Consider the following 13961-nt stretch of genomic DNA (forward strand, 5'->3'; position numbering starts at 1 on the left):
GCATGCAGGCCTCAGACTCTGGAGCCTCAATCATGCTGTCCTTTGTGTTATTCGCCTTTGTCGCGTCCATTACCCCCGGCCCCACCAACATTCTGGTGCTGAGCAACAGCGCCCGGTTCGGCCTGACCGCCAGCCTGCCGATTGTGCTGGGCGCTTGTCTTGGCGCATCAGCCCTGGTGCTGTTGGTGGGCACCGGCGCAGGTCGGTCGCTGATGCAGGTTCTCGGCGCGCAGTCGATCATGGCTCTGGCCGGAGTGATCTGGCTCAGCTGGCTGGCATGGAAGATTTATCGCAGCCCTGCTGAACCGGTCGAACGCAGCAATCCTGAGCGCCGGCTGGGGTTCTGGGGCGCGGCCGGGCTGCAAGTGGTCAATCCCAAGACGTGGATGATGGCGCTGGCGGTGGTGAGCGTGTTCAGCCAGGGCTCGGTGGCGCATCTGGCGCTGGCGTTTCTGCTCGTGTCCTTGCCATGCCTGGGCTGTTGGGCGTTGCTGGGCGCGGGGTCGGCGCGCTGGCTGACGTCACCGACCCGCATGCGCTGGTTCAATCGCGGGATGGCTGTACTGCTGTTGATGTCGGCCTGGACCGGGTATTTGTCCAGCCAGGCGCTGCCATTCAGCCTTGGAGCGCAGTTCTAATAATTGAAATCGTGGCCCAGCTCTTTCTGCATCCATTCCAGAAAGCGCCTCACTCGCGGAAAGTTGGAATGCGCCCGTGGGAACACCAGATGGTGCGCCGTGACCGGCGCGCTCAATTCTGGCGCCACCTCGACCAGATCGCCGCGAGCCAGGTAATCCCTCGCCAGCAGGTTGCTTTCCAGCGCAAAACCCAGACCGTGGCTGGCGGCCTCCAGCGTCATGTAGGAGCGGTCGAAGCTCAGTGAATAAGGCTTGTCCGGACGTGACAGGCCGTGCTGGGCGAACAGCTGCGGCCACTTGATCAGCGTGGCTTCCGACATGATCAGGTTCTGGGCCAGCAGGTCCGCCGCACAGCCGATCGGTCGCTTGGCCAGCAGACTCGGCGAAGCCATGACCATCACTCGCTCATCGCGAATGGTGCGCACCTCGAAGCTGGGCCAGTTGGGCATACCGTGACGGATGTCGACGTCGATCTTGTCCCGGCTGAAATGCAGCGACTCATAGGAGCACGACAGGTTGAGCTGGATGTCAGGGTGATTGAGGCGGAACTGTTCCAGGCGCGGCATAAGCCACAGCAGCCCGAAGCTGGGCGACGAATGCAGGCGCAGGCAGTCTAGGCTGACGTCGCTCGCCGCCCGCTCCGTCGCCACGGCCAGGCTGTGCAGAATGCCGGACACTTCGGTCAGGTACTGTTCACCCACCGGGGTCAAGGTCACCCCTCGGGCGGTACGCAGGAACAGCTGTCGGCCGATCATCGCTTCGAGCTTGGCCAGCTGATGACTGACCGCGGAAGGCGTCAGGTCGAGCACTTCGGCCGCGCGGGCCAGGTTGCCGAAGCGTGCAGTCTGCTCGAAGGCCTGAATGGCTTTCAGGGGTGGCAGCGCCATCGGCGCATCAGAGGGGTTAGCCATGATTATTGTTATTCCGCTGGTTTCTTGGAAGTCCGGGCGCTGCAGGCATTCAAGCAGCTGAAGCGGCTTATGGCGAGCAGTGAATTTTTTTCACCAACAAGTGACGCCTGCGTCATTGCTCATGATTGCGTCCGGGGACAAGCTCAGCCCATCGATTCGTCAGCGGGTCGTCATAACAACAATCAGCAACGAGGAATACTTCATGTCTCAAGCCTCCCCGCTCCTGCAGGACAAAGTCGCCATCATTACCGGCGCCGCCTCGGCCCGAGGCATCGGCCGCGCCACCGCGATCACCTTCGCCCAACACGGCGCGCGGGTAGTGGTTCTGGATCTGGACGAATCGGCCGCGCGTGACGCCGCCGCCTCGCTGGGTGAAGGCCACCTCGGTCTGGCCGCCAGCGTCGCCGACGAAGCCCAGGTCCAGGCGGCGGTCGCGCGGGTCATCGAACACTTCGGCAGGATCGATGTGCTGGTCAACAACGCAGGCATCACCCAGCCACTCAAGACCCTCGATATTCGCGGCTCGGACTACGACAAGGTGCTGGACGTGAGCCTGCGCGGCACCCTGCTGATGTCCCAGGCGGTAATCCCCATCATGCGCCAGCAGTCCGCGGGCAGCATCGTCTGCATGTCGTCGGTATCCGCCCAGCGCGGCGGCGGGATTTTTGGCGGCCCTCACTACAGCGCCGCCAAGGCCGGCGTACTCGGTCTGGCGAAAGCCATGGCGCGGGAACTGGGGCCGGATCAGGTCCGGGTCAATTCCATCGCCCCCGGCCTGATTCATACCGACATCACCGGTGGCCTGATGCAGGACGATCGCCGTCACGCGATCATCGATGGCATACCGCTGGGCCGTCTGGGCGCAGCCCAGGATGTAGCCAACGCTGCGCTGTTCCTGGCCAGCGACCTGTCGTCGTATCTGACCGGCATCACCCTTGATGTAAACGGCGGCATGCTGATCCACTGAGCCCGTCTGAACGGGCCATACGGCCCGTGCTGTTCTGTATCGACGATTCAGCCGGGCTTCGCAGGCCCGGCGGTGAATAAAAACAAGAGATCAGACCATCATGACAACCCTGTCGCTCGAAGCGGTTTCGACCGTGCGCTCCAACGCCTACCGCAAGACAGCCTGGCGGCTGATGCCCTTCCTGATGCTGTGCTACCTGTGCGCCTATCTGGATCGGGTCAACGTCGGATTCGCCAAACTGCAGATGATGAACGACCTGGCCCTCAGCGAAACCGTGTACGGGCTGGGCGCCGGCATGTTCTTCATCGGTTACTTCCTGTGCGAGGTCCCCAGCAACATCATCCTTCACCGCGTGGGCGCGCGGATATGGATCGCCCGCATCATGATCACCTGGGGCATCATCTCGGCGCTGTTCGCTTTCGTCGAGACCGCCTGGCAGTTCTATATCCTGCGCTTTCTGCTCGGTGTGGCCGAAGCGGGCCTTGCGCCGGGTCTGTTGCTGTATCTGACCTATTGGTTTCCGTCCTATCGCCGCGCAAAAATGACCGTGCTGTGGTTTATCGCCATTCCGCTGTCGGGAATGATCGGCGGCCCGCTGTCCGGCTGGATCATGAATCACTTCGCCGGCTTCCACGGCTGGACCGGCTGGCAGTGGATGTTCGTTATCGAGGCGATCCCCACTGTAGTCGTCGGGCTGATGGTGCTGGGTTATCTCAAGGACGGAGTGCATCAGGCCAGCTGGCTCGATGACGAAGAGAAAGCCCTCATCACTCGCGAGCTTGAAGAAGACAACCAGCAGAAAGTCACCCACGCGTCCCCTGCTGCCTTCATTCGCGACCGGCGTCTGTGGTTGCTGGCGGCCATCTACTTCTGCGTGGTCATGGGCCAGTACGCGATCACCTTCTGGCTGCCGACGCTGGTACGCAACGCCGGGGTCTCCGACCCGCTCAATATCGGCTTGCTGACCAGCCTGCCTTACATGTGCGCCATCGTCGCGATGCTGCTGGCGGGCCGCAGCGGCGACAAACACCGCGAACGCCGCTGGCACCTGATCGTGCCCATGCTGCTGGGCGCGCTCGGGCTGACGCTGGCCGCCGCGCTGGGCGGTAACGTGGTGCTGTCAATCCTCAGCCTGTGCCTGGCTGCTTCCGGGATTCTCTCCGCTTCATCGATGTTCTGGATGCTGCCCACCACCCTGCTCGGCGGTGTGTCGGCGGCGGCGGGAATCGCGGCGGTCAACAGTTTTGCCAACCTCGCAGGGTTCTGCTCGCCCTACCTGATCGGCTGGATCACCACAGTGACCGGTTCCAGCGCGATCGGCATGTACCTCATTACCGGCGTGCTGGCTGGCGGAGCCCTTCTGGTGCTGCGCGTCCCTGCCGCTCTGGTCAATCGCTGATTCACAGGAGTTCTCGACATGACTGCCACACCCTCCACCGCTCCGGCGCTGACCCTCGCGGACCGCGCCCATAACATCCGTCGACACGCATTACGCATGGGCCAGGTGCAAGGCCAGGGCTACGTTGGCCAGGCGCTGGGCGCCGCCGACCTGCTGGCCGTGTCCTACTTCCACGCGCTGCGCTATCAGCCACACGACCCTGAATGGGAAGAGCGCGACCGCTTCTATCTGTCCATCGGTCACTACGCCATTGCCCTGTATGCCGCGCTGATCGAGGCGCAAATCGTGCCGCTGGAAGAGCTTGAAACCTACGGTTCCGATGACAGCCGCCTGCCCATGTCGGGCATGGCGGCCTACACCCCCGGCATGGAAATCACCGGCGGCTCATTGGGCCACGGCCTGGGGATCGCCGTGGGCGCGTGTCTGGGTCTCAAGCGCAAAGGCTCCTCATCCTTTGTCTACAACCTGCTGTCCGACGGCGAGCTGAACGAGGGCTCTACCTGGGAAGCGGTGATGTCCGCTTCGCACTGGAAACTGGATAACCTGATCGCCATCGTCGACGTCAACAACCAGCAGGCCGACGGCTATTCGAGCGAAATCCTGTCCTTCGAACCGATTGTCGACCGCTGGCAGGCGTTCGGCTGGTTCACCCAGCGCGTTGACGGCAATGATCTGGAGGCGCTGGTCGGCGCGTTCGACGCGGCTCGCCAGCACCCCGGTGCCCAGCCTCGCGTCATCATTTGCGACACGCGCATGGGCAAGGGTGTGCCGTTTCTGGAAAACCGTGAAAAGACCCACTTCATCCGCGTCGAAGAGCATGAATGGGATCAGGCCCTGAACCACCTTGAAGAAGGCAAAAGCGCATGACTATCGCCAACAACACCGCCGCTGCCGTCAGCGCGCCAAAAAAGAAACTCACCACCTCAGCGATGATTGCCTCGATTGCCGCTGAAGGTCAGGCCACCCGTTCCGCGCCATTCGGGCATGCACTGGCCGCGCTGGCCGAGCAGCGCTCGGACATCGTCGGGCTGTCGGCCGACCTGTCCAAATACACCGACCTGCACATATTCGCCAAGGCCCATCCGGATCGTTTCTATCAGATGGGCATGGCCGAGCAGCTGCTGATGAGCGCTGCGGCCGGCATGGCCCGTGAAGGCTGCGTACCCTTCGCCACGACCTATGCGGTTTTCGCGTCACGCCGCGCCTATGACTTCATCTGCATGGCCATTGCCGAGGAAAACCTCAACGTCAAGATCGTCTGCGGGCTGCCCGGCCTGACCACCGGCTATGGCCCCAGCCACCAGGCGACGGACGATCTGGCGATCTTTCGCGCCATGCCCAACCTGATGATCATCGACCCTTGCGATGCCCATGAAATCGAACAGGCGGTGCCAGCCATCGCTGCACACAACGGGCCGGTCTATATGCGTCTGCTGCGAGGCAACGTGCCGCTGGTGCTTGACGAGTACGGTTACACCTTCGAAATCGGCAAAGCCAAGACCCTGCGCACCGGCAACGAAGTGCTGATCATCGCGACTGGCCTGATGACCATGCGCGCACTGGAGGCCGCCGCGCAGTTGCAGACTGACGGCGTGGACGTGGCTGTGTTGCACGTGCCCACGATCAAACCGCTGGACGAGGCCACGATCCTGGCCGAAGCCCGTCGTCCGGGCCGTCTGGTAGTCACGGCGGAAAACCACTCGATCATCGGTGGCCTGGGCGAAGCGGTGGCTGGCGTGCTGCTGCGCAACGGGGTGACGCCGACGTTCCGGCAGATCGCATTGCCCGATGCGTTTCTCGATGCCGGCGCCCTGCCAACGCTCCATGATCGCTATGGGATTTCGACTCAGGCGGTCGCCGCACAGATCAAAGCCTGGCTCTGAATCTGTCAGGCGGATCCGCCGATTAAAGCCCTCAGCCGAAGCTCGACTCGACCTCTGTCGAGTCGAGCCAGGCCAGAGAGTCCTCGAAACTCAGCGGCCGGCTATAGAAATACCCCTGGACCATCGTGCAACCCAGGGATCGCAGCGACTTGAGTTCCTGCTCAGTCTCCACCCCTTCGATGACGCAGCCCAGCGCCATGTCCTGACTCAGAGCGACCAGCGACTTGACGATCTTGTAGCTGGCCGGATTCGCGTGCACACCGGTCACAAAACTGCGGTCAATTTTCAGCTTGGTCAGCGCCAGGGCGTGCAGCTGACTGAGGCTGGAGTAGCCGGTGCCGAAGTCGTCCAGCGAGATTCCGCAACCCAGCGCCCGGAACCGGGCGATGGCGCGCTGTACCTGAGCGACATCCTGCATGATCGCCGTTTCGGTGATTTCCAGATCCAGTCGCGAAGCGTCAAAACCGCTGGACTCGATCACTTCAACGATCAGCCTTACCGTTTCCATGGTCGCGCAATCATGGGCCGACAGGTTGAACGCCAGGCGGACTGGATCCGGCCAGGCGCGAGCCTTGTCCAGCGCCTGGGCGAGCAGCGGCAGGGTCAGCTTGTTGATCATGCCAATTCGCTCGGCGATCGGAATGAAGCGTGCCGGTGAAACAGGGCCCAGCTCCGGGCTTTGCCAGCGCGCCAAGGCCTCGAACGCGACCGTGCGTAAGGAACAGCTGTCGATAATAGGTTGAAACAGCACATAGAATTCGCTGCTCAGGTCGGCTTTGCGCAAGGCCTGCTCGGTCAATCCGTCGTTGTACAGCTGCTCTCTGTGCGCCAGGGAGAACAGGCAGGTGGTGCCCGCGCCGTGGCTTTTGCCTTGGTACAGCGCGTAATCGGCGTACTCGAACAGCTGAGTGGCGTTCTCGGCCGTGGTCGGAAAGGTCGCGACACCCAGCGTCGCGCCGATCTGCACCGGCATGTCCGGCAGCGCGAAGCTGCCGCGCAGCTCATCGCACAGCCGGTTGCCAAAGGCTGTGAGTTGCTCGTCAGACAGCCCACCCTTGATAACCAATGCGAACTCATCGCCGCCCAGCCGGGAAACCATCACGCTATCACTAGCGATTGTCCTGAGCCGCTCGCCGACCTGCGTCAGCACACGGTCGCCCACACTGTGGCCGTACAGATCGTTGACCGGCTTGAACCCGTCCAGATCCAGAACACCGACGGCCAGCCCCGTGCCGTGCTCCACCGCTTCGCTCATGGCCGCTTCCAGACACTGGAAGAACTGCCGACGGTTCGGCAGCCCGGTCAGGCTGTCCTGATTGGCCAGGCGCAGGTTCTCATTGCTCAGCCGTTCGGTCTGCGCCTGAACGTTCACCAGCCGGGTGAAATCCTGATACTGATGCTGGAGGATCACCAGCATGCCCACTGACACCAGCAGGATATTGACCGCCGTCGCAATGAACGTCGGGTTACGGGTCGAGGCGAAGAAAATCACGAACGCCAGGTTGACCACCACCGTGGTCGTCAACGCAGCCGGACGCAGGTGCATCATGCAGAAAATGCAGACGATGACCGTGATCCCCATGAAAAAAGCGACGTGCGCCTGGGCGTAAGCGTCGCCATAGGGGTAAAGCGCCAGCGACCAGGCCGTGAAGCCCGTGGCGATCAAGCCTGACAGCGCATTGGTACGTCGCAATGTCGCCAGGACCACCGCCGCGGACGGCGGCGCCTTGATCGCGCGCAGCCACATCCGCGCGCGTGCGCCGCACACCACGGTCAGGAACGTGGGCACGACCAGCGTCAGCCAGAACGGGGCCGTCTGGTGATGGGTAAACGCCAACGCCCAGGTGTTGACCAGCAGCACGAAATACATAAGCGGTAGTTGCCGGGACAGCGCCTTGTACTGTGCCTGTAGCAACCTCGGGTTATCGCAAGGCACGGACATCAGAGTCCGTAGCGCATCCAGCAGGTTTTTCAGCATCGCAAAGCTTCTCTATCGCTGCGGTCGTGAATCCGCGGCTTATTGGGCCTGCCACAGACAAGTGGCTCGCTGGCAGTTTCTCGGCCCTCTGTGCGCTTTCTTGAACGTTTCATGACAGCGACGAGTGTCGAATCGACGGACGGAAATATCGAACCCCGCGATGGCCGGCTGGTCTGCTTGAATGTCTTTATTCAAGGAATCTGCCTGTATGTCCGCTCAACGTGGTCTCATTCTGCTCGCTCGTGGGGGCTATGCCGCTCGCGGTGTGGTGTACCTGATCATCGGCATCTTCGCCCTGCTCGCTGCCCGAGGCGCGAGTCAGCCAGCCGACAGCCGCAGCAGCCTCGAAGCCCTGCTCGCGCAGCCGTTCGGCAACGTCCTGGTCGGTCTGGTAGTTATCGGCCTGCTCGCTTTCGCCGCCTGGCGTGTGCTGCAAGCGACCCGTGACGTCGACCATCACGGCAAGGAACTCAAGGGTCTGGTGATTCGTGGAGGTTTGCTGGTGGGCGGCGTGACGTATGGCCTGCTGGCATTCTTTGCACTGGGTCTGCTGGTCAGCGGACTGCGCCGGTCGGGGGGTTCGGGCGGCGGGCAGGCCAACGATCTGCTGGCCCATATCCTGTCCTGGGATCACTCCAACCTGCTGGTCTATCTGGTAGCGCTGGTCCCGCTGGGCCTGGGGATCGTGCACATCATCAAGGGCTGGAAAGCTTCGTTTGAGAAGTACTTCGAGGCCGATGAAGAGGTCATGCGCTATGTGCGGCCTGTCTCTCGCTTCGGCCTGATCGCTCGCGGTGTGGCGTTTCTGGAAATCGCCGCGTTACTGGCGATCAGTGGGTCCAGCTACCAGGCCATGCACCCGCCGGGGATGAAGGATGCACTCAACGGTCTGGAGCAGCTGCCGGGCGGCAGCCTGATTCTCATGATCGTCGCGCTTGGGCTGATTGCCTTCGCGGCCTACAGCTTCGCCGAAGCCACCTGGCGCCGGATCAACATGGACGTACCGGACGCGCCCGAGGCCGTGACGCGTCATTTCCGTTGATCCAGCTGCACCCCCCCGCAAAAAGTCAGGCGGTCATACGACCGCGCTGACGACCCGCAAGGCCAGCCCCTCATAAGCATCAAGGGTAATTGTGAATTCGCCCTGCTCGGTCAGGTCGCCTTCAACCCTCTCATTGATGATGTCCACCACCGGGCCAGGCGCGATGTCCGGCAGGTGGAGCGTTTCAACGATGGTCTCACTGCTGAAGTTCAGCGCAGTGATTTGCGTCCCCTTGCCGGCTGGCAACTCGTGCACCATCACCAGCAGGCCCGGATGGGTCACGTCCGGAATCAGGATCTGGCGGCTCGCGGCGATGTCATAGGCGCGGCGTACCGAGAGGATCTTTTTGAGTTGCGACGCAAAGGAGTCCGGCCGCTGCAGCTGATCGACGAGGCTGCCGTAGAGCGCCCTGGAGCGCGGCATGTTGCCGGCTGAGAATTCGGCGTCCGGGTCCAGATCCACCAGATCGTAGGCGCCGCGGTGAATCCAGCGGGTATCGCCGTCCTTCATCAGGTGCTCGACCTGCTCGGGCCGCAGCGTCAATGCGCCGACCAGATCCCAGCCCGACAGCGCGAATACGCCCGGCTGCATGGCGTTGAACATCACCAGCAGCAGATGCACGTGCTGAATCTGCCTGATGTCCGCCTCGGTAATCGCATCGAGGTCACGAATGCCCAACGCAGCCGTGATGATGCTGGCGGTCGTGCAGGACACCCCGTTGGTCACGAACTTCAGGTTGTAGGGCGCGTGTTCCCCGGCCAGACGTTCGTACATTTCTTCGCGGATGTGCTCGCGCAGGATGTTGCCGGGGAACGTCTGCCCCTGATAGTGGTAGGTGTCGTGGGCATGCAGCGTCCAGAAATGCACCAGTTCCAGAGTCAGCTCATCGTGGTTCTGCATGGCGTGGATCAGCGACGCAGGATCGATGCCGAAGGCATGGACCTGACGCAGCATCAGGCGCAGGAATTCCGTGGTACCGGTCACCAGCGCGTGCTGATAGGCCGGTCGGGTAATGAAGTCGTAGGACAGATCCGCGCCGCCATGGCCCATGGCAGCGATGTCATCCAGCGTCAGGTTCAGTTCCTGGAAGCTGAAGCCGCCAGCCTTGCGGATCGCGCCGCCCAGCAGCTGGTTCCCGGTGATCGACAGCGGATGGCTTTCCGACCAGGCCGTACCTTCGGCGCGCCGTTCCACGCCCAGAAAGCCGTTGGCGTCCAGACGCAGTACCCGCGCACCCATCACGTCGATAGCATGCAGCGCGTCGCCGATGATCATTTGCTGCGCGGCAAAACTCGGGTCCAGCCAGTTCAGCGAAGGCTGGCCTTCCTTGAAGTAATGCAGATACACCCAGCGCCGAGCCTTGCCGTCGACGCCTTGCACGACGGTGGTCGCACTCCAGTCGGTCTCCTTGACGCCCGGTTCGAAAAAGATCACGCGCTGTAACTGGCCGACGATGTAATGCTTTTCCTTGAGCTGATCGACCACTTCCGGAGGAAGGTTGACCGCGTCCCGTCCGACCGGCACGTCAGGCAGCAAGGGCCAGTCCTCTTCGCGGATTTCTACCATGTGGTAGAGGCCCGGGTAATCCTCATAGGCCAGCTCGGCCAGCCTGAAATCGGCGCCCTTGCCGGTGTGCGAAGGAATCACGTCGTCGATGATCACGGCGTTGTGCGCCGCCGCGATACGCGACAGCTTCAACAACTGGGCTTCCGTGCCCAGATCGGGGTCGATACCAAAGCTGATGCGGTCGAAGTTGCCGTCGATGCTTGGCGTGCGGTTACGACCCTGCAGCCCGCCCGACAGCTTCAACGGGCCGTTGTGGATGCCCTGAATGCCGATTTCCGACAGCGCATGCCACAGCGTCTCGTCACCGAGGGCTTCCAGTACCGTGCCGCCCTCGCGGGTGATGATTGACGCCGGATAAGCCGTGAACCAGACCGAAGCGATGGCCGATGCATCCCGTGGTCGCGCCTGGGCGAAAGGCCGCTGCCAGAGCCGGCCCTGCCCCGAATAGGTTTTCGAACGCTGTCGTGCGGCATTGAGCATGGATTGTTCGACCAGCCAGTCTACGTACTGCTTGTCCGGTATCGTCATAGCGTTCAGTCATCCTGTGGTTCGGGGGGTGCCATCTGTTCGGGTGCGGACCGGGCGCTCAACGGCCCGGCGCGAATCAATTGCTTATGGGTATGAGCCTGACGAAGGGAAAACGTTGCATCCGTCTGCGGACTTCGCACAACGCTTCAGCAGCGCTGTACCGCCATCAGCGGCGGCTTGCGCAGCGCCTGAATTACCACACTCGCGGCGCTGGAGATCAGCGACATCGGGCGCGCAACCACACTCACATGACGCGGCACGCTGACCGGCAGCGGCAACTGTTCCAGTTCCTTGTGATGCCCGCTGAGCAGCGTGCTGGGCAGGATCGACATGCAGTGCCCCTTGGCGACCAGATCCAGCAGCGTATCGACACAACTGAGTTCGCCACGCTGGCTGAGCCGCGCCTGCGCCGCCGCCAGCTGACCATGCAGGCGGTCCAGCCCCGGGTGGCGCCAGGCCACGTAACGCGTCGTGCGCGCCAGGTCTGCAAAATTTCGCGGCGCGCCCTGCCGATCCCTGGCGACCGCCAGCGTGTAGTGATCCGACCAGCGATGGTGTTCCATGAAGTGCTCGCCCAGTAAGGCGCCGGGCAGGATCAGGATATCGGCGGCCTCGCGGCGCAGCGCATCAACGGAGGGAACAGGGTCGTTGCTGTGCAGGACGCTCAGCTGAATATCGGGGTACAGGCGGGCAATCACATCGAGCGAACCGCTCAGCGTGGTTTCGCGAATGTGTGTGAAGTACTGCAGGTTTACGCTGCCGCTGACCCCATTTTTTTTAGCTGTTCGAGGGTGGCGAGCATGTTTCCCAGCGTCTGCGCTATGAGGGCGCCATCCGGCGTCAGCGCGCATCCCGTTCGGCTGCGCACGAACAGGCGCTTGTCGAAGAAGTCTTCCACCTCCTTGACGGCGTAGCTGATGTTGGACTGGCTGCATCCCAGAACAGCCGCAGCCTCGGAGAACGAACCGTGCAGCGCAACGGTTTGAACGACTTTGAAGAAATGGGTTTTCATGTTTCCTGCACTCTGAACGGGGCAATGAGTCGCGCGACCTGCATCTGGCAAGTCAATTGGGGGATTGGAAGGAACACAGGAACCCCGGCGAGCACAGCGGGCGCCGGTCAGTCGGCGCCCGAGGTTTCAGGCAAGGGGAATGCAAGGCCGACAGCGACAACGGGCCGGCGCGACAACCAGGGCAGCGATGTCAGTCGTTTTCAGTCCAGTCAAAATCCAGCTGCAACGCGGTGCGCTCCGCCAGTTCCCGACTGTGCATGCGCTCGACCAGATGCAGGCACATGTCGATCCCCGCGGAAATCCCGGCCGAGGTCACAAACGCGCCTTCGTCGACCCAGCGCAGGGTGCTGAGCACGTCCACCGAGGGGAACATCTCCTTGAGGTCGTCGATGTCTTCCCAATGGGTGGTGACCTGCTTGCCCGACAACTTGCCCGTCTTGGCGAGCATGAACGCACCCGTGCAGACCGCGGCGACGACTCGCCCAGGTGTGGACTGCCGACTGATCCAGTTGATGACCTCGGGCTTTTCCAGCTCGGCGGTGACCACGCCGCCGGGCACGATCAGGCAATCCATCGGCGGATGGTCATGAATCGAATAGTCCGGGTCGACCTTGAGCCCGGCACGGGCCCGAACGGGCGCGGTGCTGGTACCGATGGTGAACACTTTGAACAAAGGCCGGTCATCGCGGTTGGTGCGGCCATGCATGCGGGTGGCAGTGGTGAACACCTCGTAGGGGCCGGCGAAGTCGAGCACTTCGACCTCGTCATAAACATAGATACCGATATTGAGTGACACGATTGGCTCCTGGGCCTGCTTGCCAGACCCTGCGGCGGATTAAGGTTTCACCTTGGTGACAGCAGGCAGATTACCCAGTAGGATCAGGCCGGACTACTGTCCGAAATGCCAATATCCGGTAACATCGCGCCATGAAAAATCACCTCGTTGTCGCCTTGATCTACAACCAGCTGTGCACCTTCGAATTTGGCTGCACAGTCGAGGTGTTCGCGCTCAAACGCCCGGAGCTCGGGGTCAGCTGGTACGAGTTCGCCACCTACCCGGTGGACGATGGGCCGATCACCGCGGCGGGTGGCATTACCATCGTGCCAACCCCAGGCGAAGTACTACTGGAACACGCCGATACGATCATCGTGCCGGGCTGGCGCGGCGTGGAATCGGCCGTGCCGCAGCGCCTGATCGAACAGCTCCAGGCTGCCCATGCTCGCGGCGCGCGAATCTGTTCGATCTGCACCGGTGCATTCGTGCTGGCGGCTGCCGGTCTGCTCGAAGGGCACAAGGTCACTACGCACTGGCGCTACACCGATTTGCTGGCCACGATGTACCCAGGCCTGACCATCCAGCCCAACGAGCTTTATGTGGATCAGGGCAATATCGTCACGGCGGCGGGTTCGGCGGCGGGCCTGGACATGATGCTGCATCTGGTGCGCAACGATCATGGCGCGCGCGTGGCGAACATGGTCGCGCAGCGCATGGTCATTCCGCCGCACCGTGAAGGCGGTCAGTCGCAATACGCATCCCGCCAGCTGGTGTCGGCGTCCAATGGTCCGATTTCCACTCTGATGGACTGGATTCGCAGCGACCTGCAGCGGCCCCATACGATCAAGGAGATGGCGGCGCGCGCGGCCGTCAGCACCCGCACCCTGCACCGCAGCTTCATGGACAGCACCGGGCTGACGCCTTACGAATGGCTGCTGGGCGAACGCGTCGCCTACGCCAAGGAGCTTCTTGAGTCGTCGAAGCTGCGCCTGAACGAGGTCGTGGACCGCGCCGGGTTTGGCTCGGAAGAATCCTTCCGCCGTCACTTCCGCAACACCGTCGGCATCAGCCCGAGCAGCTACCGCAAACAGTTCGCCAGGGCTTGATGACGTAATCCGGCCGGCCAGTTCTCCTTGCTCGCCTCTGCCCGCAGGGCGTGGGAGTCAGCTTGCTGACGATCTGGCGCGAAGCGGCAGTAAGGGCGGTGGATGCGGTGTTTCAGGCGTGGCAGGGATAGCAGTTTTGCTGCCGCTACGCGCCAG

13 protein-coding genes are annotated in these 13961 nt (G+C 62.5%); 7 read left to right on the forward strand and 6 right to left on the reverse strand.

The genetic code is table 11. From position 1 onward, the window contains the following. The first annotated feature begins 32 nt into the window (after positions 1 to 32). Complete coding sequence (locus J3P77_RS11775) at positions 33 to 638, forward strand: LysE family translocator (RefSeq protein ID WP_434676818.1); 606 nt, start codon at positions 33 to 35, stop codon at positions 636 to 638. Here J3P77_RS11775 and J3P77_RS11780 read toward each other — a convergent pair. Beyond that, positions 635 to 1549: a LysR substrate-binding domain-containing protein gene (locus tag J3P77_RS11780; protein WP_434676819.1), complete on the reverse strand. Its 915-nt coding sequence runs from the start codon at positions 1547 to 1549 to the stop codon at positions 635 to 637. The genes J3P77_RS11775 and J3P77_RS11780 overlap by 4 nt on opposite strands. A 202-nt stretch (positions 1550 to 1751) precedes the next feature. Here J3P77_RS11780 and J3P77_RS11785 point away from each other — a divergent pair, with 202 nt between their 5' ends. The 4 genes from J3P77_RS11785 (at position 1752) to J3P77_RS11800 (ending at position 5798) form a co-directional block, all read left to right on the forward strand. Then, the gene (locus tag J3P77_RS11785; protein WP_434676820.1) at positions 1752 to 2516 is read left to right on the forward strand and encodes an SDR family NAD(P)-dependent oxidoreductase; all 765 of its coding nucleotides are present in this window, start codon (positions 1752 to 1754) and stop codon (positions 2514 to 2516) included. A gap of 100 nt (positions 2517 to 2616) precedes the next feature. Beyond that, the gene (locus J3P77_RS11790; protein ID WP_434676821.1) at positions 2617 to 3915 is read left to right on the forward strand and encodes an MFS transporter; all 1299 of its coding nucleotides are present in this window, start codon (positions 2617 to 2619) and stop codon (positions 3913 to 3915) included. An 18-nt stretch (positions 3916 to 3933) separates the two neighbouring features. Further along, positions 3934 to 4782 (forward strand): transketolase, encoded by an 849-nt coding sequence (locus J3P77_RS11795; RefSeq protein WP_434676822.1) that lies wholly within the window; start codon positions 3934 to 3936, stop codon positions 4780 to 4782. After that, positions 4779 to 5798 carry a transketolase family protein gene (locus J3P77_RS11800; protein ID WP_434676823.1) on the forward strand — a complete coding sequence of 340 codons (1020 nt, stop codon included), beginning with the start codon at positions 4779 to 4781 and terminating at the stop codon, positions 5796 to 5798. The genes J3P77_RS11795 and J3P77_RS11800 overlap by 4 nt, the downstream gene beginning before the upstream one ends. 31 nt (positions 5799 to 5829) lie before the next feature. Here the strand turns inward: J3P77_RS11800 and J3P77_RS11805 are convergent, their stop codons facing one another. Beyond that, positions 5830 to 7776: a putative bifunctional diguanylate cyclase/phosphodiesterase gene (locus tag J3P77_RS11805; RefSeq protein WP_434676824.1), complete on the reverse strand. Its 1947-nt coding sequence runs from the start codon at positions 7774 to 7776 to the stop codon at positions 5830 to 5832. Between the two features lie 208 nt (positions 7777 to 7984). Here J3P77_RS11805 and J3P77_RS11810 point away from each other — a divergent pair, with 208 nt between their 5' ends. Next, the gene (locus J3P77_RS11810; RefSeq protein ID WP_434676825.1) at positions 7985 to 8818 is read left to right on the forward strand and encodes a DUF1206 domain-containing protein; all 834 of its coding nucleotides are present in this window, start codon (positions 7985 to 7987) and stop codon (positions 8816 to 8818) included. Positions 8819 to 8851: 33 nt separating this feature from the next. On the opposite strand, the gene treS is transcribed toward J3P77_RS11810, so the two are convergent. From treS to J3P77_RS11830, 4 genes are all read right to left on the reverse strand, one after another. Continuing rightward, entirely contained in the window at positions 8852 to 10912 is a 2061-nt protein-coding gene (treS, locus tag J3P77_RS11815) for a maltose alpha-D-glucosyltransferase (RefSeq protein WP_434676826.1), read from the reverse strand. Between the two features lie 146 nt (positions 10913 to 11058). Further along, the gene (locus J3P77_RS11820) at positions 11059 to 11763 is read right to left on the reverse strand and encodes a substrate-binding domain-containing protein (protein ID WP_434676827.1); all 705 of its coding nucleotides are present in this window, start codon (positions 11761 to 11763) and stop codon (positions 11059 to 11061) included. Next, the gene (locus J3P77_RS11825) at positions 11664 to 11924 is read right to left on the reverse strand and encodes a LysR family transcriptional regulator (protein WP_434676828.1); all 261 of its coding nucleotides are present in this window, start codon (positions 11922 to 11924) and stop codon (positions 11664 to 11666) included. Before J3P77_RS11825 ends, J3P77_RS11820 begins: the two co-directional genes overlap by 100 nt. Positions 11925 to 12114: 190 nt before the next feature. Further along, entirely contained in the window at positions 12115 to 12720 is a 606-nt protein-coding gene (locus J3P77_RS11830; protein ID WP_434676829.1) for a DJ-1/PfpI family protein, read from the reverse strand. Between the two features lie 131 nt (positions 12721 to 12851). Here J3P77_RS11830 and ftrA point away from each other — a divergent pair, with 131 nt between their 5' ends. After that, positions 12852 to 13805 carry a transcriptional regulator FtrA gene (gene ftrA / locus J3P77_RS11835; RefSeq protein WP_434676830.1) on the forward strand — a complete coding sequence of 318 codons (954 nt, stop codon included), beginning with the start codon at positions 12852 to 12854 and terminating at the stop codon, positions 13803 to 13805. The last annotated feature ends 156 nt before the right edge of the window (positions 13806 to 13961 follow it).

The organism is Pseudomonas sp. R1-18 (assembly GCF_051132095.1).
Lineage (GTDB): Bacteria > Pseudomonadota > Gammaproteobacteria > Pseudomonadales > Pseudomonadaceae > Aquipseudomonas.

What these genes read in the sequence shown, in the direction of transcription:
- J3P77_RS11805 (WP_434676824.1), bottom strand. Translation starts at nt 7,776, where the DNA reads ATGCTGAAAAACCTGCTGGATGCGCTACGGACTCTGATGTCCGTGCCT.
- J3P77_RS11785 (WP_434676820.1), top strand. Translation starts at nt 1,752, where the DNA reads ATGTCTCAAGCCTCCCCGCTCCTGCAGGACAAAGTCGCCATCATTACC.
- J3P77_RS11800 (WP_434676823.1), top strand. Translation starts at nt 4,779, where the DNA reads ATGACTATCGCCAACAACACCGCCGCTGCCGTCAGCGCGCCAAAAAAG.
- J3P77_RS11775 (WP_434676818.1), top strand. Translation starts at nt 33, where the DNA reads ATGCTGTCCTTTGTGTTATTCGCCTTTGTCGCGTCCATTACCCCCGGC.
- J3P77_RS11780 (WP_434676819.1), bottom strand. Translation starts at nt 1,549, where the DNA reads ATGGCTAACCCCTCTGATGCGCCGATGGCGCTGCCACCCCTGAAAGCC.
- treS (WP_434676826.1), bottom strand. Translation starts at nt 10,912, where the DNA reads ATGACGATACCGGACAAGCAGTACGTAGACTGGCTGGTCGAACAATCC.
- J3P77_RS11795 (WP_434676822.1), top strand. Translation starts at nt 3,934, where the DNA reads ATGACTGCCACACCCTCCACCGCTCCGGCGCTGACCCTCGCGGACCGC.
- J3P77_RS11790 (WP_434676821.1), top strand. Translation starts at nt 2,617, where the DNA reads ATGACAACCCTGTCGCTCGAAGCGGTTTCGACCGTGCGCTCCAACGCC.
- ftrA (WP_434676830.1), top strand. Translation starts at nt 12,852, where the DNA reads ATGAAAAATCACCTCGTTGTCGCCTTGATCTACAACCAGCTGTGCACC.
- J3P77_RS11825 (WP_434676828.1), bottom strand. Translation starts at nt 11,924, where the DNA reads ATGAAAACCCATTTCTTCAAAGTCGTTCAAACCGTTGCGCTGCACGGT.
- J3P77_RS11810 (WP_434676825.1), top strand. Translation starts at nt 7,985, where the DNA reads ATGTCCGCTCAACGTGGTCTCATTCTGCTCGCTCGTGGGGGCTATGCC.
- J3P77_RS11820 (WP_434676827.1), bottom strand. Translation starts at nt 11,763, where the DNA reads ATGCGCGCTGACGCCGGATGGCGCCCTCATAGCGCAGACGCTGGGAAA.